Below are 24,437 nucleotides of genomic sequence, written 5' to 3'. Positions count from 1 at the left end.
CGATGCTCTACCTCGACAACGCCGCGACGACGCCGGTGCGGCGCGAGGTGCTCGAGGCGATGATGCCGTTCCTCACGCGCTGGTTCGGGAACCCGTCGAGCCACCACACGGTCGGCGAGGCGGCGGCCGACGCCCTCGCCGACGCGCGCGCCCGCGTCGCGCGCGTGCTCGGCATGCGCGCGGGCGACGTCGTCTTCACATCGGGCGGCACCGAGGCGAACAACCTCGCAGTGAAAGGCATCGCGATCGCGGCACAGCAGCGCCGCGGCGCGCGCCACATCGTGACCACGCCGATCGAGCACGAGTCGATCCTCGAGTCGGCGGACTACCTCGCGCGCGTGCACGCCTTCGACGTGACGCACGTTCCTGTGGACGAGAGCGGATGCCTCGACCCCGCCGCAGTCGCCGGCGCGCTGCGCGACGACACGGCACTCCTCTCGTTCGGCTACGCGAACAACGAGGTCGGCACGGTGCAGGACGTCGCGGCGATCGCGGCCATCGCGCGCGAGCGCGGCATCCCGGTGCACGTCGACGCGGTACAGGCGGCGGGATGGCTCCCGCTGTCGGCGGCCGACCTCGGGGTCGACGCCATCTCGATCGCGGGCCACAAGATCGGGGCGCCCAAGGGCACGGGCGCTCTCGCCGTGCGCGGACGCGTCCCGCTCGAGCCGCTGCTGCACGGCGGCGGACAGGAGCGCGGGCGCCGCAGCGGAACCGAGAACGTCGCGGGGGCCGTCGCCCTCGCCACCGCGCTCGAGCTCGCCGAGGCGGAGCGGGCCGAGGCATCCGCCCGCGTCTGCGCTCTTCGCGACGCCTTCATCGCGCGCGTCCTCGCGACCGTGCCCGGCGCCGCGCTCACGGGCGACCCCGTGCGGCGCCTGCCCGGCACGGCGAGCTTCACGTTCGCGGGCACGAGCGGCGAGGCGGTGCTGCTCGAGCTCGAGCGCCGCGGCGTCGTGTCGTCGAGCGGATCCGCGTGCGCGGCGGGCAGCGACGAGCCGTCGCACGTGCTCGTCGCGATGGGCGTCGCGCCCGAAGTCGCGCAGACGGCGGTGCGCTTCACGTTCTTGCACGACGTGCGACAGCCGCTCGACGCGGTCGCCGACGCCGTCGCGGCCTCGGTCGCCGCGGTGCTCGCGTACTGAGCGGGAGCAGGTCGGCCGGCGAGCGATCGCACCGCTCGCATAGCGATACCATCACCCCCGTGGCAGCCGATCCCGAACCCGTCGTGACCATCGTCGTCCCTGGCTTCGACGTCGCCGAGTACGCGGTCGAGGCCCTCGACTCGCTGCGCCGCCAGACGCTGCGCGAGTGGATCGCGATCCTGGTCGACGACGCGTCGACGGATGCCACACCCGACCTCTTCGCCGAGGCGGCGGCATCCGACCCGCGGTACCGGGTCGTGCGCCACGAGACGCGGCGCGGCCTCGGCGCCGCTCGCAACGCGGGACTGGACCTCGTCGAGACGCCATTCGTGGGTTTCCTCGACGCGGACGACGTGCTGACCGAGCGCGCGCTCGAACGCCTGGTCGGCACGGTCTCCGCGAGCGGCAGCGACTTCGCGTGCGGCGCGTACGTGCGGCTGCGGCCCGACGGCGCCGGAGCCTACGTGCCCGGCGACGTACAGCGGTGGGTTCGCGAGGCGACGAGCCCCGCGCGCACGGCGACGACGATCGACCAGCACCCCGCGGCATCCGGCAACATCGTCGCGTGGTCGAAGGTGAGCCGCACCGACTTCTGGCGCCGCGCCGGCCTGCGGTTCCCCGAGGGCGTCGCGTACGAGGATCAGCTCATCGCTCAGCGCATGTACTCGCTCGCGCGCGCCTTCGACACGATCCCCGACGTGGTGGTCCGCTGGCGCGAGCGCGCCGACGGCACGTCGATCACCCAGCGGAAGAACGAGCTGCCGGTGCTCGTCGACTACCTCACGGCGATGCGCGAGGGCATCGCCGTGCTCGACGAGGGCGGACACACCGCGGCGGCCGCCGCGCGCGTGCGGCTGATCCTCGAGCTGGACGTCCCTCCGCTCGTGCGGCTCGCCCAGGTGCACCCCGACGACGAGTACCGCCGGGTGCTGGGCGATTTCGTGAGAGGGCTCGTGGCGCGCGCGCCCGAGGCGACGACGTCGACCGAGATCGACGCCGCGGCACTCTGGTAGCGCCCCGCCGGAGGCCTCAGTACTCGTCGCCGAGGGGCACCCAGGGCCGCGCGTCCGACGCGTCGTCGAGGACGAGCCGGACGTCGTCGGGCGGCCGGTCGGCACGACGCTCCGGATGCCCCGCCAGCGGCTGCGCCTCCTCGGCCTCGAGGATGCGCGAGGCTGCGAGCTGCTCGGCGGCGAGCTCGGAGTACAGGCCGCCCCGCGCGATGAGCTCGGAATGCCTGCCGGACTCGACGATGCGTCCGGCCTCGACCACGTGGATGACGTCCGCCCCGATGACGGTCGACAGCCGGTGCGCGATCGACAGCGTCGTGCGTCCGCGCGCGGCGGCATCGAGCGCCTCCTGCACGACGCGCTCCGACACCGTGTCGAGAGCGGACGTCGCCTCGTCGAGCAGCAGCACGGGCGGGTCCTTGAGCAGCACGCGCGCGATCGCGATGCGCTGCTTCTCGCCGCCTGAGAGGCGGTACCCGCGCTCGCCGACGACGGTGTCGTAGCCGTGCTCGAAGCTCGAGATGACGTGGTGGATGTTCGCCGCACGGCACGCCGCCTCGAGCTCGGCGTCCGTCGCATCGGGCTTCGCGTAGCGCAGGTTCTCGCGGATCGTCGCGTGGAACAGATACGTCTCCTGCGAGACGATCCCGACGTTGTCGATGATCGACTCGTGCCGCAGACGGCGCACGTCGGCGCCGGCGAACATGACCACGCCGCCGGATGCCTCGTAGAGCCGCGGCGTGAGGTAGAGGATCGTCGTCTTGCCCGCGCCCGACGGGCCGACGAACGCGACGTGCTGCCCGGGCTCTGCCACGAACGAGACGCCGTCGAGGGTCGGGCGCGTGCCCGGTGCGGCATCCGGATACCGGAAGACCACGTCGCGGAACTCGATGCGCCCCAGCGGACCGGGCGCCTCTGCCGCGCCGATCGCGTCGGGGGCGTCGCGGATCGCGGGCACGAGGTCGAGGTACTCGAAGATGCGGGCGAACAGGGCCGCCGACGTCTGCAGGTCGAGCGCGACGCGCATGAGCCCCATGAGGGGCATGAGCAGCCGCGCCTGCACGGTCGTGAACGCGACGATCGTGCCCGCCGTGATCGTGTCGACGCCGCCGGTCACGAGGTAGCCCGACACGAGGTAGATGATCGCCGGCACGCTCGCCATGAGCACTTGGACGACCGCGAAGAAGCCCTGACCGCTCATCGCGCGCCGCACCTGCAGCCGCACCTGGTTCGCGTTCTCCTCGCGGTAGCGGCCCGACTCGGTGCCCTGGCGGTTGAACGCCTTCGACAGGAGGATGCCCGACACGCTCAGCGTCTCCTGCGTGATGGAGGTGAGCTCCGACAGCGACTCCTGCGTCTCGCCCGCGATGCGGGCGCGCACCTGCCCGACGCGCCGCTGCACGATGATGAGGAACGGCATTAGGACCACGGCGATGATCGTCAGCCGCCAGTCGATGATGATCATCGCGACGAGCGACGCGATGACCGTCACGAGGTTGCCGAGGATGCTCGTGACGGTGTTCGTGAGAACGCCCGAGACGCCGCCGACGTCGTTCTGCAGACGCGACTGGATGACACCCGTCTTCGTGCGCGTGAAGAACGCGAGCTCCATCGCCTGCAGGTGGTCGAAGAGGCGGATGCGGAGGTCGCCGGTCACACGATTTCCGACGGTCGACGTGAGCCACGTCTGCACGACGCCGAGCGCCGCCGACAGCAGGAAGAGCGCGATCATGATCGCCACCAGCCGCCACAGCAGCGGGACGTCGGGAGGAGATCCGTCGACGGGGAACAGCGCGTCGTCGAAGATGCGCTGCACGATGAGCGGCGGGATGACGGCGACCCCGGCGCCCACGACGACCAGCAGGGCGGTGAAGGTGAGGCGCCCGAGGTACGGGCGGAACAGCGACACGACCCGGCGCCCGAGGTGCGTGATCTTCGGCGCCTCGGCGTTGAGCTTCTTCTGCGCCTCGATGTCGACGCCGCGGAACGAGGGACCGCCCCCGCCCCCGCCGCGCCCGCCCATGCTCATGCGGGTCAGCCTAATCACCCGAGCGGACACCTGGACCGGGACTGACCCGACACGGCGCACGGTCTAGGCTTGCCTCCATGAACTCGACGCCCGACACCCCGCAGCACGACGGAAGCGACCTGGCCGAGCTGCGCGCGGAGATCGACGAGCTCAAGAAGCTGCCGCCCACCGACGAGACGCTCGGGGTCCCCGAGACGGTGGGCGAAGAGATCCCCGAGCCCAAGCCGACCGACGCGATCGGCTCCGAGGACTGGGACGCACCGTCTCCCCGCCCCCACGACGAGCCCAGCGACGCCTGACGGCGAGCGAGTCCGTCCACCCGCCCCGATCACGGGGCTTCGCACGCGGGACGAATCCCGCACCAGAAAATCCCCCGAGCGGGAATGCCACCGCATCCGGCGCGGTTTTGCGTTGGGTGCGTCGGCCTCCGGCGCTCCGTGAAGAGCCCGCCGAGCATCGAGGAGACCACTGCATGGCCACCACCGACACCCGACCGGGCACCGACAGCATCCGCGTGCCCGAGGCCTCCGCCGCCGCCGGCTCGCGCGGGCCGCTTCTGGCGCCCGAGCAGAGCCGCGTGGTGTGGCTGCTGCTGGCGGCCGCGTTCGTCGCGATCCTCAACGAGACCACGATGGGCGTCGCCATCCCCCACCTCATCGGCGACCTGGGCATCACGGCCGTCGAGGCCCAGTGGCTGACGACCGCGTTCATGCTGACGATGGCCGTGATCATCCCGATCACGGGCTTCCTGCTGCGTCGGTTCACGACCCGCGCCGCGTTCATCGCCGCGATGAGCCTGTTCTCGCTCGGGACGCTCGTCGCTCTGCTGGCGCCGGGGTACCCCCTGCTCGTCGTCGCGCGTGTGATCCAGGCATCCGGCACCGCCATCATGATGCCGCTGCTGATGACGACGCTCATGACCGTCGTGCCGCCGCACGCGCGCGGCCGCATGATGGGGCGCGTCAGCGTCGTGATGTCGCTCGCGCCCGCGATCGGCCCGACGCTGTCCGGCTTCCTGCTCGACAACCTCAACTGGCGCTGGATCTTCGGCGTCGTGCTGCCGATCGCCCTCGTGGCGCTTGCGATGGGCGCGCGCTGGATCCACAACCTCGGCGAGACGACCCGCGCGCCGATCGACGTGCTGTCGGTCGTGCTGTCGGCGCTGGGATTCGGCGGTCTCGTGTACGGCCTGAGCCAGATCGGCGGAGCCGGAGCACACGGGGCGACGGGTGCCGCGGCGCGCGCGGCCGAGACCCTGTCGACGGTGTCGCTCATCGTCTCGTTCACGGTCGGCGGCATCTCGCTCGCCCTCTTCATCTGGCGCCAGCTCGTGCTGCAGCGCGTCGACGACGCCCTGCTCGACCTGCGCGTGTTCCGCTCGCGCAACTTCTCGCTCTCGATGGTGCAGATCGCGCTGCTGGCGATGGCCTTCTTCGGCGCGATCACGACGCTGCCGCTCTACATGCAGAGCGTCCTCGAGATCTCGCCCTTCGAGACGGGCCTCACGGTGCTGCCGGGTGCGCTCGCGATGGGCCTCCTCGGCCCGGTGATCGGCCGCATCTACGACCGGTGGGGCACGCGCGTGCTCCTCATCCCGGGTGCGTTCATCGCGAGCGGCATGCTGTGGCTGTACACGACGTTCGACGAGCACACTTCGATCTGGACGATCGCGATCGCCCAGACGGTGCTCTCGATCGGTCTGGCGCTTTCGTTCACGCCGCTGTTCACGGCGTCGCTCGCATCGCTGACGCCGAAGTTCTACTCGTACGGCTCAGCGGTCGTGGGCACGACCCAGCAGGTCGCCGGTGCGGCCGGCATCGCACTCATGATCACGGTCCTGTCGGCGGTCACCGCGTCCGCGAGCGAATCCGGATTGTCGGATGCCGCCGCCGGCGCCGCCGGATCGAGGGCCGCATTCCTCATCGCCGCGATCCTGTCTCTGCCGATGATCGTGGGCGCGTTCCTCATCCGCAAGCCCGCCGAGTCGCCGGTCGGAGCGCCCGCCGAGCACTGAGCGCGTATCACCTGTTCGGCACCGCCCTCTCGACGTACCGGGAGGGCGGTGCCATTCTGGGCGCGCGCCCGTGAGACGGAGGATGACCATGATCGTCGCGACACCCGACCCCGCAAAGGCCGAAGGCCGCGTCGCCGAGAAGTACCGCGACGACCTGGAGACGGACGGCTTCGTCTTCAGTCACACGCGGGCGATGGCCGTCAACCCCGAGGCGGAGCAGGCGTTCGAGGCGCTCCTGGGCGCGATCATCCCTTCGATCGGGCTGCGCACATACGAGATCGCGACGCTCGCCGCGGCCGCGGCGCTGAAGTCGCCGCACTGCCTGCTCGCGCACGGACGCCGGACACTGCGGATCGAGGCGCTCGACGAGGACGAGGTGGTGAGCATCGCGCGCGACGTAGCCGACGGCGTGCTTCCGCCGGCCGACGTCGCGGTCCTCCGCTTCGCTGCGAAGGTGTCGACGGATGCCGCGGCCATGACCGACAGCGACAGCCAGGATCTCCGTGACCACGGCTACTCGGACCGCCAGATCGTGGACATCGCGCTCGCCGCGGCGGCGCGCAACTACTTCAGCAGGGCGCTGCTCGCGCTCTCCGTGCCCGTCGACGAGGTGCCCGGGCTCAGCCCGCGCGTGAAGGAGGCGCTCCTGTCACCGCTGACGCGGTGACGCGCCGCTCCGGCTCAGTCGACGCTGCAGCATCCGCCGCCGCAGCAGGACGCGCCGGATTCGGCGGGAGCCAGGAGGTTCTTGTCGTCCGCGATGGGCTGAAGGGCGGGGGTCGGAAGCTGCGACGTCGTCATGCCTCCATCGTAGGCACGCCCGAGGCCAGCGGGACGAACGTCACAACACGGGCGCCATCCGCTCCACTAACGTCGGCCCCAGGGGAGCAGCCTTCCGACGAGGAGTGATCGCGCTATGTCCGTTCTTGCCCAGTCCACGATGCGCGCGGCCGTGGTGGTCGCCCCGGACAAGCCACTCGAGGTGCGGGACGTTCCGATCCCGACCCCTGGTCTCGGAGAGGTGCTCGTGCGCGTCATCACGAGCGGCGTGTGCCACACCGACCTGCACGCGGCGCGCGGCGACTGGCCCGTCCCGCCGAAAGCCGACCTGATCCCGGGACACGAGGGCTACGGCGAGGTCGTCGCGCTCGGCGACAGGGTGACGTCGCTCAAGGTCGGCGACCTCGTCGGCAACGCGTGGCTGTGGAGCGCGTGCGGCGCGTGCGAGTACTGCCGCACGGGCTGGGAGACGCTGTGCGAGCAGCAGAAGAACGGCGGATACGGCGTCGATGGCAGCTTCGGCGAGTACATGCTCGTCGACGAGCGGTTCGCCGCCCGCATCCCTGAGGGCTCGGACCCGGTCGAGGTCGCGCCCATCCTGTGCGCGGGCGTCACCGTCTACAAGGGGCTCAAGGTGACCGAGGTCAAGCCCGGGGAATGGGTGGTCATCTCGGGCATCGGCGGGCTCGGGCACGTCGCGGTGCAGTATGCGATCGCGATGGGCATGCGCGTTGCCGCGGTCGACGTCGACGACGACAAGCTCGAGCTGGCCGAGAAGCACGGTGCCGAGGTCGTCGTGAACGCCGCCGAGACGGATCCCGTCGCCGCGATCCAGGAGCAGATCGGCGGCGCGCACGGGGTGCTCGTGACGGCCGTGCATCCGAAGGCGTTCGCGCAGTCCACCGGAATGGCGCGCCGCCGCGGGACCGTGGTCTTCGTGGGCCTCCCGCCCGGAGACTTCCCCGCCGACATCTTCAGCACCGTTCTGCGGGCGATCACCGTGCGCGGCTCGATCGTCGGCACGAGGCAGGACATGGCGGAGGCGCTCGACTTCTACGCGCGCGGCCTCATCAAGCCGACCGTCCACGTCGAGTCGCTCGACGACATCAACGACATCTTCGAGCGCATGGAAGAGGGGAAGATCGACGGGCGCATCGTCATGCGCTATGCCGACGCGTGAGCAGGTGCGACGGCGCGGTCACAGGATCGCGCCGCCGGTCTGGCACGTCGGACAGTACTCGGCGGTCGTGCTGCCGAGCGAGAACTCGCGGATCTCTCCCCCGCACACCGGACACGTCTCGCCGGCGCGACCGTGCACCCGCATCGCTGCGGTCTTCGCGGCCTTGAGCTGATCGATCGGCACGCCGTGGCGCGCGGCGACCGCGTCGCGGACGGTCGACACGGTCGCCGCGTACAGCCGGTCGAGGGCGTCGGCGTCGAGTGCCGCGGCGTGGGCGACCGGCGACACTTTCGCGGTGTGCAGGATCTCGTCGGAGTAGGCGTTGCCGATGCCCGCGATGGACTCCTGCTCCTGCAGGATCGCCTTGATCTGCTTGCGGCGCCCCACGACGGCGCGGTCGAAGTCGGCGCGTGAGTACGCCGGATCGGCCGGATCGGGGCCGAGCTTGGCGATGGCCGGAGCCTCGGACGGATCGTCGACGACGAAGGCCCCGAGCGACACCCACGACCCCGCGTCGGTCAGCTCGAAGCCGCTGCCGTCGTCCAGCGCGATGCGGGCGAGCACCGCGGGCGCGTCATCCGCGGGCGGATCGGCATCGGCCGCTGCCGCGATGTCGTCGTGCCACGCGATCCACCCGTGGCGGCCGAGCGACACGACCAGGTGCCGGCCGTCGTCGAACGCGAGATCGACGTGCTTGCCGTGGCGCGACGCCGCCGAGACGCGGTCGCCGACGAGGCTCGCCGGGGGCCGCGCGCGGGTCTTGATGATACGGAACTCGACGACGTCGACATCGCGGATGCTCCGCCCCACCGCCCGCTCGCCGAGGAAGTCGACGAGCGCCTGCACCTCCGGTGATTCCGGCATGGACCCATCCTGGCACCAGCGTGGGACATCCGTGCGGGTGCCGGAGGGGCATCCGTTTCGCTGTGTTTCGCTGCGCCGGGCCTTCTCGCAGGCAGCCTGACTACCGTCTTGGACATGACGTCTGCGCAGCCAGCAGCCCGCCCGGCATCCGACTTCGGCGCCTCCGTGCCGGCGCACGGACCGGGCGCGTCGCTGTCTGCGGCCACCTTCAAGGAGCTCTTCCGCGGCCACCCCTCGGGCGTCGCGGTCATCACGGCGAGCGGCGACGACGGTCCGGTCGCGCTCACGGCGTCGTCCGTGGCATCGGTGAGCGTCGACCCGCCGCTGCTCATCTTCTCGATCTCGGCCATGTCGTCGGCGACGCCCGCGATCGCAGCGGCCGACACGATCGTCGTGCACCTCCTCGACGCCGACGACCTCGACCTCGCGCGCCTGGGCGCCACGAGCGGCGTCGACCGGTTCGCCGACCGCGACGCGTGGGCGCCCCTGCCGACGGGCGAACCGGTCTACCGCGACGTGCGTGCGTGGGTGCGGTGCGCTGTCGTGAGCCGCATGGACGCGGGCGATTCGACCATCATCGCCGCGCAGGGGCTGCAGGCGACCATCGCGCGCGAAGCCGCTCCCGGGGAACCGGGTGACGCCCTCGTGTACCACAACCGCACATGGCACCGCCTCGGGGAGCACTCGCGCATCGCATGATGCGGTGATCCCCGAGGCGGTCATGCCCGCGGCGGCGCGACGAGCGCGCGGCCCAGGTCAGATCGAGCGCGTGCCGCGGCGTCGCGCGAAGAGCACGTACAGGCCGAGGACGACGATCGCCCCGATGATCGAGCCGATGATGCCGGCCGGCTGCAGGAAGCCGCCGGCGGGGTCGGCCCCGAAGATGAGGAATCCGAGGAAGCCGCCGACGAACGATCCGACGATGCCGAGCACGATCGTCATGAGGATCCCCATGCTCTGCTTGCCGGGGATGACGGCGCGAGCGATGAGGCCGGCGATCAAGCCGATGATGATGAGACCGAGGATGGTCCAGAGCATTTGTCTCTCCTTCGTCTTGTGAACACCGGGCGAGCGGACGCCCCCGTGTTCGGGGCGGAGACCAGGCTACGAATCCTGCCGCAGTTTGCCCCGGCCCCTACCCACGAGGGGCTGTGACGCGCTATCATCCCGGACTCCTGCGGCGTGTAGCCTGCGTCCATGGCTGAACGCACGGTGCCGATCCTGCTCAGTCGCGACCTCGCGGAGACGCTCGAGTTCTATCGAGCGCTCGGCTTCGAGAACCGCGGCGCGACGCCCGAGGAGTGGAACTACCTCATCCTCGGACGCGGCAGCGCGGAGCTACACTTCTCCGGTGACCCATCCGTCGATCCCTTCCGCACCGCGTCCATGTGCTACCTCTACGTGGACGACGCCGACGCGGTGTTCCGGGAGTGGGAGGGCGTGGTCGTCGCCGACCCGTCGACGGGCAGCCGGATGACGGGCATCGCCGACACGGACTACGGCATGCGCGAGTTCGCCGTCGTCGATCGCAGCGGCAATCTCGTGCGGGTGGGAAGCCCGATGGCGACGGATGCCTGAGGCGTGACGCACGCCGTCACGCAGGACCGCTACCAGCGCGGGACCGCCGGGACGGCATCCGTCCGCGTCAGCGACTCCGCCTGACCGAGCGCGCGGTACTCCCACCCGGCGTTCACATACCGCTCGGCGTCGAGCACGCGGCGACCATCGACGACTCGCCGCTGCCGCACGTTGCGGGCGAGCTCGGCGGGATCGGCGTCGACGAACTCGGGCCACTCGGTGAGCAGCGCCACGACGTCCGCGCCGCGGGTCGCCTCGTCGAGCGAGGCGGCGTAGTCGAGGTCGGGGTACGTGCGGTGCGCGTTCTCCGCCGCGGCAGGGTCGTACACACGCACCTCGGCGCCCTCCATCGACAGCATGCGCGCGACCTCGAGCGCCGGCGCATCGCGCACGTCGTCGGAGTCGGGCTTGAACGCTGCGCCGAGGGCCGCGACGCGTGTGCCCGCGAGGTCTCCCCCGGCGAACTCGCGCACGACGTCGACCATGCGCTCGCGCCGGCGCTGGTTGATCTCGTCCATCTCGTGCAGGAACGCGACCGCCCGGCCCACGCCGAGCTCCTCGGCGCGATGCGCGAACGCGCGGATGTCCTTCGGCAGGCACCCGCCGCCGAAGCCCAGACCGGGCTTGAGGAACCGGCTCCCGATCCGCGGGTCGCGGCCCAGGGCATCCGCGAGCTGACCCACGTCGGCCCCCGTCGCCTCGCACACCTCGGCCACCGCGTTGATGAACGAGATCTTCGTCGCGAGGAACGCGTTCGCCGCGACCTTCACGAGCTCGGCCGTGGCGAGGTCGCTCACGATGACCGGCGTCCCGGCACCCAGCACGGGGTCGAACACGTCGATCAGCCGGTCGAGCGCCCAGTCCGAGTCGACGCCGAACACGAGCCGGTCGGGGCACAGGGTGTCCTCGACCGCGAAGCCCTCGCGCAGGAACTCCGGGTTCCACGCGACCTCGATGTCGGCGCCCGGTCGCGACTGCGCCGCGACGCGCTCCGCGAGGCGGCGGGCCGTGCCCACGGGGACCGTCGACTTGCCGACGATGAGCGCCCTGCGCTCGATGCGCGACGCGAGAGCGTCGACCGCGGCCTCGACGAACCCGAGGTCTGCGGCATTCGTTCCGTCCTTCTGCGGCGTGCCGACGCACACGAAATGCGTGTCGGCGAAGTCCGCGGCCCGCGCGAGGTCGGCTGTGAACGCGATGCGCCCGGTCGCGAGCATCTCGTCGAGATGCTCCTGGAGTCCGGGCTCGTGGAACGGCAGGACACCGCTCCGCAGCGCCGCGACCTTGTCGGGGTCCACGTCGACTCCGACGACGCGGTGTCCGAGCTTGGCCATGCAGATGGCATGCGTGGCGCCGAGGTAGCCGAGGCCGACGACGGTCAGTCGCTGCGGATGTCGGGCGGTCTGCGTCGAGAGGTCGGTCGTCATGGGTGTCTCCTTGCTCTGCGTCCGGTGTTCGAAACCGGGTCGGGAATGGTTGCGGATGCCGCGGCCGCTCACTCGCGGCACTCGACGTTGCTCAGCTCTCGGTCGCCCGAGACCTCGTTGTCGCACAGGAGGACGTTGCCGCGCTCGGGCTCGAACGCGAACGCCACTCCGTCGCCGGGGCCTTCGAGGTTCGCGACGTTGCCCGCGAAGACGTTGTCGGTGCCCCAGCCGTCGAGGATCTCGTGCGTCTGGAACCCGTCGCCGGGCGACGACGTGCCTTCGTTGCCCTCGATGCGCCACCCGTTGCCCTTCACGTCGACCCACGAGTCGGCATCCGTGATCGCCGAGCCGTCGAAGGTGTTTCCGCGCAGGACGCCCGCGCTCGTGCCCTCCTTGATGTCGACGCTCTCGGACGTCGTGCCCGAGATGGTGTTGCCCTCGATCACGTTGCGATCGCTGCGGTCGGGCTCGCAGCCGGTGATGTCGCACCAGTTGCTCTCGGCCGAGCCGATGTAGATGCCCTCGCCGAACTTCGGCTTGCGCAGCCCGGTGTCGCCGACGGTGTTGCCCACGACGTGGTTGTCGGTGCTCGCGGCGCGAAGGTGGATGCCCTCGTCGCCGATGTGGGTCACGGTGATGCCGCGGATCGTCGTGTGGGTCGTGGCATCCGCCATGATCCCCTTCTGGCCGTTGCGCACCGTGAAGCCCTGCACGATCCAGTGGGAGACGCCGTCGAGGTGCAGCACGTAACCTCCGTCGACCGCGCCGCCGTCGAGGATCGCATCCTCGGGCCCGCACAGCGTGATGGGAGCGTCCTGCGTGCCCTGCGCCGAGGCGACGAACTCGCCCTCGTACGTGCCCGGCTGAAGCGCGATCACGTCGCCGGGCTGGGCGGCGTCGAGCGCATCCTCCAGCTCTTGGGTCGTGGTCGGCTCGGCGGTCGCGTCCTCGCATTCGACCTCGGCGGCACCACCCGCGGGTGCGGGGGCCGTCGGGGTCGGCGACGGCGGCGCACCCGATGGACTGCCGCCGGATGCCGGACCCGACGCGCACCCGGCGAGGGGCGCGAGCAGGGCGAGCGCCGCGACGATCAGCGGCGGGGCGTGGGACTTTCGGTTCATCACTGTGTCCTCCGGATCGACTCGGGGGGAACGATCCCCCGTGTGAGCTGGGTGAGCGGGATGTGCTCGGGATACGGATGGCGGATGGGCGGGCTCTTGCGGCGCGTGAGCGCCGTGATGACCACGAGCACGCCGAGCGCCGTCCAGATGAGAGTCAGCGGCTGCGCGAACGTCTCGAGCACCGAACGCGGGGTGACGGGCGGCGACCAGCCCTCGAGGTCGTTGCGCGCCGCGTATCCGCCGACGGCATCGTCGTGCACGGCGGTCGTGCCGTGCCCCGCGATGACGTTGCCGACGATGCGTGTTCCGCTCGCGTGACCGACGAGGGTCACCGCGTGCTGCGAGATGTCCGCGAACCGGTTGTCGCGGATGTCCGCCGTCGCGTCATGCAGGTGCACGCCGGTTCCGACCGACGACAGGACGTTGTCGCGAATGCCCACCTCCGAGGCGCCGTCCCGCAGCGCGATGGACTGCCGCTGCTGGTGCGACATCGTGTTGCCCGTCATCGTGACGAGGGTCGCGGCATCGTCGACCACTACGCCGACGATGCCGGCCGCGATGTCGCTGTCGGCGATCGAGACGTCGCGCGCGCCGCTGACTTCGACGCCGTAGCGCGCGTTGTCGGCGATGCGCGACTCGACGATCGCGATGTCGCCGTATCCCGCGGTCGAGGAACCGGCCGGATTGGGCCCCTGCGCGAGCGCGCGGCCGTCGATCGCGATGCCGTTGCGGCCGTTGCCCGTCACGGTGACGGCGGTCATCGCGATGGACGCGCTCGAGCGCCCGACGACGATGCCGTCGCCGGCGCTGGCCGACACGGTCGTCGCGGCGAGCTCGGTGTCGGTGACGTCGCGGTGCAGCACGAGCCCGTCGATGAGGCTGCCGTCGATCGTCGAATCGCCGACGGCGAGCCCCGCGGCATCGGCCACGAAGAGTCCGTACGCGTTGCCCGTGAACGTCGCGTGCTGGACAGACCCGCTCACGGGCCCGAGGCGCGCGTCCTCTTCGTCGAGTGTCGAGGTCACCTCGTCGGGCGAGACGAGGGGCGCGGCTGCGTCGGTCGCGGCATCCGTCGACTCTTCGGCGAGTGCGGGGCGGTCATCGGATGCCTCGGCGCCGGTCAGCGCGAGTCCGCCCGTCTCGCCCGACCAGAAGCCGAGCTGAGCGAAGGCGGCGTGCGCGATGTCGACGGTTCCGCTCTGGACCCGGATGTACGCACGACCATCAGCCGTCGTCGTGTCCTCCGCGCCCGTGCGCGGGTCGAAGCTGTTCACCGCGAGGGGAGCGCCCTCGGCGCCGGCCACCCGCAGCGCACCGCCGATGACGACGATGGACGCGAACCCTTCGGGAGTACTCGCGAGCTTGACGGCGGGGACGCCCGACAGGTCGAGCGCGGCCTGCGGCAGCGCGACGATGCTCTCCGACACCAGGATCGCCCCATCGGGCAGCTCGGTGATCGCGTCGGGCGACAGGGCTCGCAGATCGTGGATCGTGTAGGGGTCCTGTCGCGCGGGCAGCACGAGGGTCGTGAGCGGCGCCGTCGGCAGGCGGTACGCGCCCTCGACGTGTCCGGAGCGCCACGGGAGTATGCCCGCGAGCGACGTCACGAGCGAGACGCGCTCGCGCTCAGCCGCGACGAGGGCAGCCTCCGCCTCGGCGTCGCCCGCGTAGCCGAGGTCGCGCGAGCCGTCCTGCTGCGTCTGCCCCTCGGCCCAGGACTCGCCGAACGGGTTCTCGCGGAACACGATGCCCGCGACGAACGCCGCCGCCACGATGACGACCACCAGCAGCAGCGTGCCGGTGAAGCGCTGCAGGCGGGTCATCGCTGCGTCACCGCCTCTGCTCGCGCCGTGGCCGGCGCGCCGGCGGCCGGCGAACGGAGCGTCGCGGCCGACTGGCCGTCGCCGCCCACCTGGGTGGCGCTCCGCGTCAGCCAGCCCTGCTTGTTCATCGTCGCGAACGCCCACAGCTTCACGGGAAGGGCGATCACGATCACGGTGAGCGCCACGATCGGCAGGATGACGATGTCGCCTGGGTGGCGGGCCAGGTGCGAGATCCCGCGGATGCCGCGACCGATGATGACCCACCCCACGACGCCGACGATGCCGATCGTCGTGAACTCGAGCCGCGCGAACAGCAGGTAGAAGAGCGTGAGGCCCATCGTGACCGGGGTGAGGAGGATCTGCAGCACGGTGATCTTCGTGACGAACGGCGTCTGCCACAACCACCCCTTCGCGATCGCGGTGAGGTAGCAGCGGTAGGAGTTGCGGCTCCACCGCACGCGCTGCTTGACGAAGGCGCGCAGCGTGTCGGGGAACATCGACAGCGCGCGGGCGTCCGACTGGTGCACCGTGCGGTAACCGGATGCCAGCACCAGCCAGGTGAGCCGGCCGTCGTCACCCGCGATGCAGCGACGCCCGAGGAAGAACTCGTTCTCGAGGTGGTCGAGCACCGGCAGGACCGCACGGCGTCGGTAGGCGGCCGTCCGTCCGGAAAGGCAGGGAACGGCGCCCGCGCGGCCCATGGCGGGCACGTAGTCGTAATAGCGCAGGTCGACGAGCCAGTCCGCGACCCGGCGCCACACGCTCGAGCGGCGCTGATACACGTTCTGGTGCGTGCCGACGCCGCCGACGCGCGGATCGATGAAGGGCATCTGCACCGCGCGCAGCAGTCCGTCGCGCCACGCGGTGTCGGAGTCGGTCAGCACGAGCACATCGAACCGGGCGAGACGGATGCCGGCGCCCAGCGCCGACCGCTTGCCGACGTGCTCGAAGAGGATCGGTCGAACGCGCGGGTCCCCCAGCGCGACGATGCGGTCGTACGCCTCGAGGTCCGCGACGTCGAGCACGATGATGATCTCGTCAGGGTCCTGAGACCGCCACGAGTCGAGGCATCTCATGAGGATGTCGGGGTCCTCGTGGAACGACGGGACGACGACCGACGTCGTCTCGCGATGGCTGTTGCGGATCGGCCGGGCGAAGCGCGACAGCGTGAAGCGGTAGAGCCACAGGCTCCACACGACGATGCCGGCGATCGCCAGCGGAACGAACGGCCGTACAGTCGCGAAGAACTCTTCGACCGCCTGCCAGTCGACGGCCGACAGCGCGCTGTCGAGGAAGGCGGTCAGGTCGTCGAACGGTGAAGCGTCTTGCGGGGACATCGAGCTCCTTGCCAGGCGCACGCCGCCGCTGGGAGACACCGACCGGTCGGGCCGGCGTCGCCGCGAAGGGTGCGCCGTTTTCAGTCGTGAGGAGGGACGTGGCCGAGAACGGCGCGCAGAAGTCGAAGTGTCCACGGTAGGCCGGCGGGCGCGGAATCTCGCGGGGGTTCACATCCTCCGGGAGGGCACCTACTATGGGCATCCCCGATGAGAAGCGGCTCACGGAGCATCCGCGTTTTCAACCCGTGATCTGCGTTTTTACTTGCCTGTCGCCCTCACTGGCGATGCGACGCTCGTCCCTTCGGCCTCAACCTCCGCCTGAGGATCTACTCCACGCGCCTGCCCTAGGCTGAGGGGCGCATGCGCGATTTCATCAGAGGAGTGTCGTATCTCGGACGCGGGTTCGCGTACTGGGGCAGACGGCCGGGTCTCATGGCTCTGGGGCTGGTCCCCGCGGCGATCGTCGGAATCGTCTTCCTGGCGGGCCTCATCGCACTGGGCGCGTTCCTGCCCACGATCGCCGACGCGCTCACGCCGTTCGCCGACGGCTGGCCGAGCGTCTGGGCGGTCGTCATGCGTGTCGCGGTCGGCACAGCCGTGTTCGGCGCAGCGCTCGTCCTCGTGGTGGTGTCGTTCACCGCGGTGACTCTCGTCGTCGGCGACCCGTTCTACGAGCGCATCTGGAAGGCGATCGAGACGGAGCTCGGCGACACCGGGGCCGAGAAGGACTACGGCTTCTGGCGCTCCGTTGGGGACGGCGTCTCGCTCATCGCGCGCGGCATCGCCGTCGCGGTGGTCGCCGCCCTCCTCGCCCTCATCCCCGCGATCGGCGGAGTGCTGAGCGCGCTCGTCGGGATCGTCGCCACGGGATGGCTCGTCGCCGACGAGCTCACGGCGCGGGCGCTCACGTCACGCGGCATGGCACGCCGCGAACGCCGATGGGTGATGCGCCCGCACCGGGCTCGCGTGCTGGGGTTCGGCGTCGTCACGCAGCTGTGCTTCCTCGTGCCGCTCGGCGCCGTCGCGACCATGCCCGCCGCCGTCGCAGGGTCGACGCTGCTCGCGCGATCGCTGCTCGAGGGCGACGCCGCCTGACGTCAGGATGACCCGCGAGGGGAAGACGCCTCATCGAACTCGCGACGCAGGTACTTCGGCGCCTGGGTGCGCCACGCCTCGGTCACGAGCTCGGCGAGGTGGTCCTCGTCGATGCGGGCCATCCGGAAGGCGACCTTCGGCTCGCTCCACCGCGTCGTCGTGCGCAGGAACACGTCGGGATCCATCTCGGCGAGAGCGAGCGCGTCGACGGCGTCGGCGACCTTCACGGCGACGACGAGCTCGGATGCCACGATCGCGCGCACGTCGTCGGGGATGCTCGGCCACGGGTGGCACTCCCACGCGTAGAGCTTGCCGCGCACGAACCACGCGGCGCCGCCCGTCGTCGCGCGCTCCTCGCTGCCGGGAAGCCGCTCGGCGGTGCGGCGCACGTCGTCGAGAGTCGGCATCGACCGAGGGTATCGCCCACCGCAGACAGCGCGGTGGGTCAGGTTCTCCGCTCGTGCCGCACGGGCTTGAGCCGCTCGGGCGCGCCCGTCGCCCGAATCCACTCGCACTCGAACGTGCCGCTGTAGCCGAAGAGGAACCCGAAGCGGTGATTGTGCACCTCGAGGTCGACGTGGAATCGGCCGTCGGCGTCATGGAAGTGCTCGTGCAGTGTCGCGCGCCCGCTGAAGGCCATCGGGAAGCGGAACGCGATCGGCCCCTCGTAGAAGCGCTGCGCGTCCGATGTCAACCGCAACCCGCCCCGATCGTCGACCCGCAGGTCGAGGTCCACCGCAAGGTGCTGGTGGGTGCCCAGGTAGTCGAGGATGCGACCGCCGTCGAGGATCATCGTCGCGTCGAAGCGACGACTCTTCCCGGCGATCGCGTACTCGCGCACGAACGTGACCGTCTCGCGTCCGAGCGGGTCGACGTACGGGTAGTTCTCGATCACGAACGGCACATCCCGCCCCGTGTCGGGCACGAGGATGTTCCGCAGCCGCCCGATCTGCAGGAACGGCACCGTCCACCACGGCCCGCGCCGGATCGTCGTCATGACGCCCCGGCCGACGCACGCCTCGCCCGATGCGAGGCCGACACCGAACCGGCGGCGCATCATCGGATGCAGCCGCGCGAAGTCCTCGCCGAGGGCGCGCTCGAAGATCGAGGTCACGACGCCGCCTCCGTGGCTGGGTCGGGCAACGTCGCGAGCGTCGCAGGTGCATTCACGAGGTGGTCGGCGCGCCGCGGACGCGAGGCGGGCGCGCGCCGGCAGCGACGAGCGCGAGGACGATCCGGATGCCCCCACCACACCGCACTCCACAGCGGCCACCGCTCGGGCGGAACCCCGGTCTCGATCCAATTCCGCAGGCGGTCGAAGCTCCAGGCCGTCGCCCATCCCAGCAGCGGGCGGACGAGCACGTCGAGCAGGCCCCACCCGGGTTCGTAGTCGTAGCCCGTGATGAAGGCGGTCCCGCCGTCGACCGGCACGTAGCGCCAGTACCCACGACCGGCGCGGATCGGCGACAGCACGTCGTCGGTCGCGAAGCGCAGCGCCGAGGTGCGAGTGCCGTCGGGTCGTTCGACCTCACCGAGGCTCACTCCGGTGCCCTCGACGATGTGGAACGGAGTGCGTCGCGTGTAGCGGAAGCGGGTGGCGCGCGCATCCGTCTCGCCTGTCGGCTGAATGTGTGAGAAGCGGATGTCCCACCGCACGTGCTCCGCCGGGTCCTGCGTGAGCCGCCAGACCTCGTCGACGTCGGCGCGGATGAAGATCTCGACATAGATGCCGGAGCGGGTCACACGACGACGCTACCGGCCCGCCGCGACGCGACCGTGCATCAGTCCCAGTCGAGGTACTCCTCGATGATGACGGCCGTGTCCATGATGTGAGTCAGCGGGAAGAGATGCCCCGCGCCCTCGATGTTCTTGACGCTCGCGCGCTCGGAAGCGGTTGCCCGCAGAGCGTCGCCGTTGGCGGGCGGTGTGACGTGGTCTTCGGTCCCCTGGATGATGAGCACCGGGATCACCGGGGCCAGCGGGATGTCGGCCTCCTCGACGCCGAGAAGCAGGAGGCCGTTGACGCGGTCGGTGTGCGTCGCGGCGAACGCGCGCGCGACGGTGCCGCCCGATGCATGCCCGCCGATCCACGTGTGCTCGAATCCGAGGCGGTCGAGCACGGATGAGACGTCCGCGACGCGCTCCTCGAAGCTCTCCGAGTCGGAGCGGGTGCCGACGCGCACGACGTGGAAGCCGGCCTCCTCAGCGAGGTAGTGCGACACGACTCCCAGTGGATCTCCGTCCAGACCGCCGTCGGCGACGAGCACCAGCGAGATGGGCCCCTCCCCCTCCTCGACGTACGGGATCGGGCGGCTGTCCGCGTCGACGGTGCGGTTGTCGGTCACGTGCGTGAGTCCTCTCGTGCGGGAAGTGTCGTGTCTCGCTCCGCGCGCACAGCGATGCCGCGGCGAACGACGGGATGGTGCGCGAGGCGGATCGAATCTATCAGACGGGCGGACGCGCGGTTTGCCATTACTGCCTCTGATCTGGTCTTTTGAGACGCGGAGTGCTCGCACCCCGGTGCCAGGACGGGGTTGTCAGGGAGCAGCCTCGCCAGTCCGCCATCGCGCCGTTGGGTATCGTGTTCCCACTTCCCCGGCGCTCACCCTTGCCATCGTCATCGCGATCGCGGAGTCGGTCGCCGGGATCGTTCCGGCCCATCGTGCGGCCGCTCTCCCCGTCCTCGAAGGGATCGCTCATGACTGAGTCGCGCCGGGTGTCCCTCGTGCTGACGCTCGTCTCGGCACAGCTCGTGGTGATGCTCGACTCGAGCATCCTGAACGTGGCGCTGCCGTCGATCGCCGATGAGTTCGCTCTGTCCGCCACGGGCACCGCGTGGGTTCTCAACGCGTACTTCCTCAGCTTCGGAGGGCTCCTTCTCGTATCTGGCCGCGCGGCCGATGTCTTCGGGCGCAGGCGGATGTACCTGATCGGGGCCGCCGTGCTCGCGATCGGCTCGGTGGTCGGGGCACTCGCACCCGACGAGGGGGTGCTGATCGCGGCGCGGGTGTGTCAGGGGGCAGGGGCCGCGATGCTCAGCCCGGCCGCGATGTCGGTCATCCTGGCCGGGTTCACCGGATCGGCCCGCACGACCACGATGAGCTGGTGGGGCGCGGCGTCCACGGTGGGCGGCGCGCTGGGCGTCACCGTCGGCGGCGTCCTGACGGGGATGCTGGGATGGCACAGCGTGATGGCTGCGACGGCCATCGTCGCGTCCGCGGTGCTCGTGGCGGGCTGGCTGACGCTCCCGGCGGACGAAGCGGGAGCACGGCGACCGTTCGACGCCGCCGGGGCCGCGGCCCTCACCCTGGCGGTCGTCGCCGCGGTCTACGCCGTGCTGACCGTGCCGCACAGGGGATTCGCCTCGATCGAGGTGTTCGTCGCCGTCCTCGCTGCCATCGCTGCGGGAGTGGCGTTCGTCATCATCGAGAGGCGCACCGCTGACGCCATCCTCGCGCCCGCGGCGCTTCGCGAGCCGCGCGTGGCGGGCGGCGTCGTCGCGAACATGCTCGGCGGCGCCGCACGGATCGCGTGCTTCGTGCTGGTCGCATTGCTGATCCAGCAGGTCCTCGAATACGAGCCCGCGGTCGCGGGCGTGGCGATGCTTCCGACGTCGCTCGCCGGGTTCGCCGTCAGCACTCTCGTCCTGCCGCGTGCCCTCAAGCGCTTCGGCGCCGAGAAGGTCGCCGTGGCGGGACTCGCGATGCTGATCGTCGCCCACCTGCTGTTCGCCTCGATCGACCACGGCGCACCGTATGTGTGGCGGGTTCTGCCGGTGCTGCTCCTCGCCGCGACCGGCGTGGCGTTCAGCTTCACCCCGACGACCCTCGTCATCGCCGACGGCTTCGCTGCACGCAGAGCGGGCGTCAGCTCCGGTCTGGCCTCGGCCACAGCGCAACTCGGAGGCGCGATCGGCATCGCCGTCTTCGGCGCCGTCGACGCCGCCGGAAGGGCCGCTGCGCTCGGCGCAGGCGGGAGCGCCCTGGCGGCGGCCGAAGCCGGACTGTGGGCCGCCCATCTGACGGCAGCCGCGTTCGCCGCGGGTGCCGTGATCGTGGCCTACATCACATGGCCCGCGCTCCGCAGATCGCCCCGACGCACGCCGAGGACGGCGACGGGATCATGAGATCGACGACGTGAACGCCGTCAGAAGTCGACCTTGCGCTCCTTGTCGACATCGAGCTCGGTCTCGTCGCTCGACCATGCGTCGAGCGTCGAGTCCAGTTGGCGGCGGAGCCACTCCGCGCTGAGCGAGCCGGATGCTGCGTGCTCGTCCAGCTGGCGGCGCCTCTCGTCCGCGGTGCCGTGCAGGTCGGCCGGGTCCGAACGTGCGTTTGCCATCGCGTCCTCCCAGGGTCGTCCCCCCGGGCGCGAGCGTACACCTCATGATGTTGTGAAGGCGGGTGCGCGCGATGCTCGATCGGTGCGTCGCGGGGAGCGGCCAAGCCTCAGCAGCCCTCGGCAACCCGACTACCCTTCTCTCGTGACGGAGAGGACACCTGAGGACTACTTCGGCGCCCAGAGCGTGGGGCTTGACACGTTCCTACGCGTCCATGCGGCAGCCGTGGAGGCCCACCCGGACGTGACGGTCCGAGTGTCGAAGAGCCAGGTGGCACTGCGACGCCGGCGCGGCTTCGCCTATCTATGGATCCCGGGTCGGTACCTGCGCCGGCCGACCGCGCCCGTCGTCTTGTCTCTCGCGACGGACGAGCGTCTGGAGTCCGCACGATTCAAGGAGGTCGTCCACCCCGGCCCCTGGATGCACCACCTGGAAATCCACGACGTCAAAGACATCGACGACGAAGTCGTCGGCTGGCTCATCTCGGCAGCCGACGACGCGGGCTAGATGGCGAAGCGGATCGCCTGTCTGGCGTCGCGCGCTCTCCGACGGGCGGTTCCCGGGGTGTCAGAGCGACTTCTTGACCACGCTCGACTTCAGCTGCATTCGCCCGAAGCCGGGCACGGTCGCATCGATGTCGTGGTCGCCCACGCCGTCGTCGATGAGGCGGATGCCGCGCACCTTCGTGCCGACCTTCACGGCGCCGCCTCCCGCGCCCTTCACCTTGAGGTCCTTCACGATCGTGACGGTGTCACCATCGGCGAGCACGTTGCCGACGGCATCGACGACAGGCGCCGCGGCCTCGGCCGCGCTCGCATCCGTGTCATCCGCCGACCATTCGTGGCCGCACATCGGGCACACCAGCAAGGCTCCCTGCTCGTAGGCGTAAGGCTCGTTGCACGCAGGGCAGGGGGGCAGCGCGTCAGACATTGAACCGGAACTCCACGACATCCCCGTCCTGCATCACGTAGTCCTTTCCCTCGATACGGGCCTTGCCGCGGGCGCGGGCCTCGGCCACCGATCCGGTTTCGACGAGGTCGGCGAACGAGATGACCTCGGCCTTGATGAACCCCTTCTCGAAGTCGGTGTGGATGACACCCGCGGCCTGCGGAGCCTTCCAGCCCTTGCCGATCGTCCACGCGCGAGCCTCCTTGGGCCCGGCGGTGAGGTAGGTCTGCAGCCCGAGCGTGTCGAAGCCGATCCGAGCGAGCTGATCGAGGCCCGACTCGTCCTGACCGGTCGACGCGAGCAGCTCGGCGGCGTCCTCGGGGTCGAGGTCGATGAGCTCGGACTCGATCTTCGCGTCGAGGAACACGGCCTGCGCGGGCGCGACCAGTTCGGCGAGGGCCGCCTTCTTCGCGGCATCCGTCAGCACGCTCTCATCGACGTTGAAAACGAAGATGAACGGCTTGGCGGTGAGCAGACCGAGCTCCTTGATGGGGGCGAGGTCGATGCCGGATGCCGACAGCAGCTCACCCCGCTGCAGGGCCTCCTGCGCGGCGAGCGCGGTCGAGAGCACGGCAGGGTCGGTCTTCTTGCCCTTGACCTCCTTCTCGAATCGCGGAATCGCCTTCTCGAGGGTCTGAAGGTCGGCGAGCTGGAGCTCGGCGTTGATCGTCTCCATGTCGCCCTTGGGGTTCACCGCGCCCTCGACGTGCACGACGTCGTCGTCATCGAACCCGCGGACGACCTGCGCGATCGCATCTGCCTCACGGATGTTCGCGAGGAACTGGTTGCCCAGCCCCTCCCCCTCGCTGGCGCCACGCACGATGCCGGCGATGTCGACGAACGACACGGTCGCGGGGAGGATCCGCTCGCTGCCGAAGATCTCAGCGAGCGTCTTCAGCCGCGGGTCGGGCAGGCTCACCACCCCGATGTTGGGCTCGATCGTCGCGAACGGGTAGTTCGCCGCGAGCACCTGGTTCTTGGTCAGAGCGTTGAAGAGGGTGGACTTGCCGACGTTGGGCAGTCCGACGATTCCGATGGTGAGAGCCACGGGCATCCAGTCTACGGCGCTCAAACTCGCGGCCCGGCCCGTCTCCAGCCGCCCTAGGCTGGCCGCGTGCGGTTCGCTCATGTGAGGCTCGCGGCGCCCCTCGACCTGAGGGGGTTCTACGGAGGTGAGCTCGGGCTGCCGCTCGACAGGGACGCGATCGTCGTCGGCGAGACCCGCCTCTCTTTCCGGGTCGAGGACGGCGGCGCGTTCTACCATTTCGCTCTTCTCGTGCCCGGCGACCGCTTCGACGCGGCGCTCGAGTGGGCCCGCGACCGCGTGGAGCTGCTGGGCGACGTGTTCGACTTCGCCTTCTGGGACGCGCGAGCGACCTACTTCCACGACCCCGCCGGCAACATCGTCGAGCTCATCGCCCACCGCAGGCTCGAGGAGAACGGGCGCACAGGGACGTTCGCGGCGGATGAGCTCGTCGGCTTCTCGGAGCTGGGGCTCGTCGGCGATCGACGGGAATTGCTGCGCCAGCTGGAGCAGGTCGGTCTCGAGCTCTGGAGCGGCGGGATCGACGAGCCCGACAGCCTCGGCTTCGTCGGCGAGAAGGGACGGACCCTCATCCTCACGCGCCCGGGCCGCGGCTGGCTCCCGACGGGAAGACCGGCGGAACCGCATCCGGTCGCCATCGACTTCGAGCCGGACACGGCACGGTTCGAGTTCGATCCGGCACCGGCCGGTCCGCAGTAGGCC

Annotated in this window: 26 protein-coding genes; 12 read left to right on the top strand and 14 right to left on the bottom strand. The window is 70.6% G+C overall.

Annotation, left to right across the window (positions count from 1 at the left end):
• Positions 1–2: 2 nt before the first annotated feature.
• Together BJ991_RS09530 and BJ991_RS09525 are read left to right on the top strand one after the other, a co-directional pair.
• Entirely contained in the window at positions 3–1,145 is a 1,143-nt protein-coding gene (locus tag BJ991_RS09530; protein ID WP_179492670.1) for a cysteine desulfurase family protein, read from the top strand.
• A gap of 59 nt (positions 1,146–1,204) precedes the next feature.
• Positions 1,205–2,158 carry a glycosyltransferase gene (locus BJ991_RS09525; RefSeq protein ID WP_179489505.1) on the top strand — a complete coding sequence of 318 codons (954 nt, stop codon included), beginning with the start codon at positions 1,205–1,207 and terminating at the stop codon, positions 2,156–2,158.
• Between the two features lie 16 nt (positions 2,159–2,174).
• On the opposite strand, the gene BJ991_RS09520 is transcribed toward BJ991_RS09525, so the two are convergent.
• On the bottom strand, positions 2,175–4,178 hold the full coding sequence (locus BJ991_RS09520; protein ID WP_179492668.1) for an ABC transporter ATP-binding protein: 2,004 nt from the start codon (positions 4,176–4,178) through the stop codon (positions 2,175–2,177).
• 83 nt (positions 4,179–4,261) lie between these two features.
• Between BJ991_RS09520 and BJ991_RS09515 the strand changes: the two genes are divergently transcribed.
• The 4 genes from BJ991_RS09515 to adhP all read left to right on the top strand — a co-directional run bounded on the left by BJ991_RS09515 (position 4,262) and on the right by adhP (position 8,158).
• Positions 4,262–4,483, top strand: coding sequence for a hypothetical protein (locus BJ991_RS09515; RefSeq protein ID WP_179489503.1), 222 nt, complete (start codon positions 4,262–4,264; stop codon positions 4,481–4,483).
• Positions 4,484–4,656: 173 nt separating this feature from the next.
• Entirely contained in the window at positions 4,657–6,198 is a 1,542-nt protein-coding gene (locus BJ991_RS09510) for a DHA2 family efflux MFS transporter permease subunit (protein WP_179489501.1), read from the top strand.
• A gap of 88 nt (positions 6,199–6,286) precedes the next feature.
• Positions 6,287–6,865 (top strand): carboxymuconolactone decarboxylase family protein, encoded by a 579-nt coding sequence (locus BJ991_RS09505; protein WP_179489499.1) that lies wholly within the window; start codon positions 6,287–6,289, stop codon positions 6,863–6,865.
• 273 nt (positions 6,866–7,138) lie between these two features.
• A complete protein-coding gene (gene adhP / locus BJ991_RS09500; protein ID WP_179492666.1) occupies positions 7,139–8,158 on the top strand; it encodes an alcohol dehydrogenase AdhP in 1,020 nt (339 codons plus the stop codon).
• 18 nt (positions 8,159–8,176) lie between these two features.
• Here adhP and BJ991_RS09495 read toward each other — a convergent pair whose 3' ends face one another.
• Positions 8,177–9,022, bottom strand: a complete 846-nt coding sequence (locus BJ991_RS09495; protein ID WP_179489497.1) for a DNA-formamidopyrimidine glycosylase family protein — start codon at positions 9,020–9,022, stop codon at positions 8,177–8,179.
• 114 nt (positions 9,023–9,136) lie between these two features.
• Here BJ991_RS09495 and BJ991_RS09490 point away from each other — a divergent pair, with 114 nt between their 5' ends.
• A complete protein-coding gene (locus tag BJ991_RS09490; protein ID WP_179489495.1) occupies positions 9,137–9,721 on the top strand; it encodes a flavin reductase family protein in 585 nt (194 codons plus the stop codon).
• A 57-nt stretch (positions 9,722–9,778) separates the two neighbouring features.
• Here the strand turns inward: BJ991_RS09490 and BJ991_RS09485 are convergent, their stop codons facing one another.
• Positions 9,779–10,060, bottom strand: a complete 282-nt coding sequence (locus BJ991_RS09485) for a GlsB/YeaQ/YmgE family stress response membrane protein (protein WP_179489493.1) — start codon at positions 10,058–10,060, stop codon at positions 9,779–9,781.
• Between the two features lie 159 nt (positions 10,061–10,219).
• On the opposite strand from BJ991_RS09485, the gene BJ991_RS09480 reads away from it, so the two are divergent.
• Positions 10,220–10,600: a bleomycin resistance protein gene (locus BJ991_RS09480; protein ID WP_179489491.1), complete on the top strand. Its 381-nt coding sequence runs from the start codon at positions 10,220–10,222 to the stop codon at positions 10,598–10,600.
• A gap of 29 nt (positions 10,601–10,629) precedes the next feature.
• Here BJ991_RS09480 and BJ991_RS09475 read toward each other — a convergent pair whose 3' ends face one another.
• The 4 genes from BJ991_RS09475 to BJ991_RS09460 form a co-directional block, all read right to left on the bottom strand.
• Positions 10,630–12,027 carry a UDP-glucose dehydrogenase family protein gene (locus tag BJ991_RS09475; RefSeq protein ID WP_179489489.1) on the bottom strand — a complete coding sequence of 466 codons (1,398 nt, stop codon included), beginning with the start codon at positions 12,025–12,027 and terminating at the stop codon, positions 10,630–10,632.
• A gap of 68 nt (positions 12,028–12,095) precedes the next feature.
• Positions 12,096–13,148: a right-handed parallel beta-helix repeat-containing protein gene (locus BJ991_RS09470; RefSeq protein WP_179489487.1), complete on the bottom strand. Its 1,053-nt coding sequence runs from the start codon at positions 13,146–13,148 to the stop codon at positions 12,096–12,098.
• A complete protein-coding gene (locus BJ991_RS09465) occupies positions 13,148–14,971 on the bottom strand; it encodes a right-handed parallel beta-helix repeat-containing protein (RefSeq protein WP_179489485.1) in 1,824 nt (607 codons plus the stop codon). The genes BJ991_RS09470 and BJ991_RS09465 overlap by 1 nt, the downstream gene beginning before the upstream one ends.
• Positions 14,968–16,308 carry a glycosyltransferase gene (locus BJ991_RS09460; RefSeq protein WP_179489483.1) on the bottom strand — a complete coding sequence of 447 codons (1,341 nt, stop codon included), beginning with the start codon at positions 16,306–16,308 and terminating at the stop codon, positions 14,968–14,970. Before BJ991_RS09460 ends, BJ991_RS09465 begins: the two co-directional genes overlap by 4 nt.
• Positions 16,309–16,668: 360 nt before the next feature.
• On the opposite strand from BJ991_RS09460, the gene BJ991_RS09455 reads away from it, so the two are divergent.
• Positions 16,669–17,403, top strand: a complete 735-nt coding sequence (locus tag BJ991_RS09455) for an EI24 domain-containing protein (RefSeq protein WP_179489481.1) — start codon at positions 16,669–16,671, stop codon at positions 17,401–17,403.
• 2 nt (positions 17,404–17,405) lie between these two features.
• Here the strand turns inward: BJ991_RS09455 and BJ991_RS09450 are convergent, their stop codons facing one another.
• The 4 genes from BJ991_RS09450 to BJ991_RS09435 are packed head-to-tail and all read right to left on the bottom strand — an operon-like array spanning position 17,406 to position 19,748.
• Positions 17,406–17,810: an MmcQ/YjbR family DNA-binding protein gene (locus BJ991_RS09450; RefSeq protein ID WP_179489479.1), complete on the bottom strand. Its 405-nt coding sequence runs from the start codon at positions 17,808–17,810 to the stop codon at positions 17,406–17,408.
• A 38-nt stretch (positions 17,811–17,848) separates the two neighbouring features.
• Positions 17,849–18,517, bottom strand: a complete 669-nt coding sequence (locus BJ991_RS09445; protein ID WP_179489477.1) for a DUF4166 domain-containing protein — start codon at positions 18,515–18,517, stop codon at positions 17,849–17,851.
• A complete protein-coding gene (locus BJ991_RS09440; RefSeq protein WP_179489475.1) occupies positions 18,514–19,146 on the bottom strand; it encodes an SRPBCC family protein in 633 nt (210 codons plus the stop codon). The genes BJ991_RS09445 and BJ991_RS09440 overlap by 4 nt, the downstream gene beginning before the upstream one ends.
• A 38-nt stretch (positions 19,147–19,184) precedes the next feature.
• Positions 19,185–19,748 carry an alpha/beta fold hydrolase gene (locus BJ991_RS09435; protein WP_179489473.1) on the bottom strand — a complete coding sequence of 188 codons (564 nt, stop codon included), beginning with the start codon at positions 19,746–19,748 and terminating at the stop codon, positions 19,185–19,187.
• Positions 19,749–20,101: 353 nt separating this feature from the next.
• Here BJ991_RS09435 and BJ991_RS09430 point away from each other — a divergent pair, with 353 nt between their 5' ends.
• Complete coding sequence (locus BJ991_RS09430; protein WP_179489471.1) at positions 20,102–21,529, top strand: MFS transporter; 1,428 nt, start codon at positions 20,102–20,104, stop codon at positions 21,527–21,529.
• Positions 21,530–21,549: 20 nt separating this feature from the next.
• Here BJ991_RS09430 and BJ991_RS09425 read toward each other — a convergent pair whose 3' ends face one another.
• Complete coding sequence (locus BJ991_RS09425) at positions 21,550–21,744, bottom strand: hypothetical protein (protein WP_179489469.1); 195 nt, start codon at positions 21,742–21,744, stop codon at positions 21,550–21,552.
• Positions 21,745–21,886: 142 nt separating this feature from the next.
• On the opposite strand from BJ991_RS09425, the gene BJ991_RS18810 reads away from it, so the two are divergent.
• The gene (locus tag BJ991_RS18810) at positions 21,887–22,249 is read left to right on the top strand and encodes a DUF5655 domain-containing protein (protein ID WP_343048699.1); all 363 of its coding nucleotides are present in this window, start codon (positions 21,887–21,889) and stop codon (positions 22,247–22,249) included.
• A 60-nt stretch (positions 22,250–22,309) separates the two neighbouring features.
• Here the strand turns inward: BJ991_RS18810 and BJ991_RS09415 are convergent, their stop codons facing one another.
• A complete protein-coding gene (locus tag BJ991_RS09415; RefSeq protein WP_179489467.1) occupies positions 22,310–22,672 on the bottom strand; it encodes a zinc ribbon domain-containing protein YjdM in 363 nt (120 codons plus the stop codon).
• Positions 22,665–23,738: a redox-regulated ATPase YchF gene (gene ychF, locus BJ991_RS09410; protein ID WP_179489465.1), complete on the bottom strand. Its 1,074-nt coding sequence runs from the start codon at positions 23,736–23,738 to the stop codon at positions 22,665–22,667. The genes BJ991_RS09415 and ychF overlap by 8 nt, the downstream gene beginning before the upstream one ends.
• A gap of 66 nt (positions 23,739–23,804) precedes the next feature.
• On the opposite strand from ychF, the gene BJ991_RS09405 reads away from it, so the two are divergent.
• Positions 23,805–24,434 (top strand): VOC family protein, encoded by a 630-nt coding sequence (locus tag BJ991_RS09405; RefSeq protein WP_179489463.1) that lies wholly within the window; start codon positions 23,805–23,807, stop codon positions 24,432–24,434.
• The last annotated feature ends 3 nt before the right edge of the window (positions 24,435–24,437 follow it).

Source organism: Microbacterium immunditiarum (genome assembly GCF_013409785.1).
In the GTDB taxonomy this organism is placed as follows: domain Bacteria; phylum Actinomycetota; class Actinomycetes; order Actinomycetales; family Microbacteriaceae; genus Microbacterium; species Microbacterium immunditiarum.
This window is presented reverse-complemented; position numbering and strand designations above follow the sequence as displayed.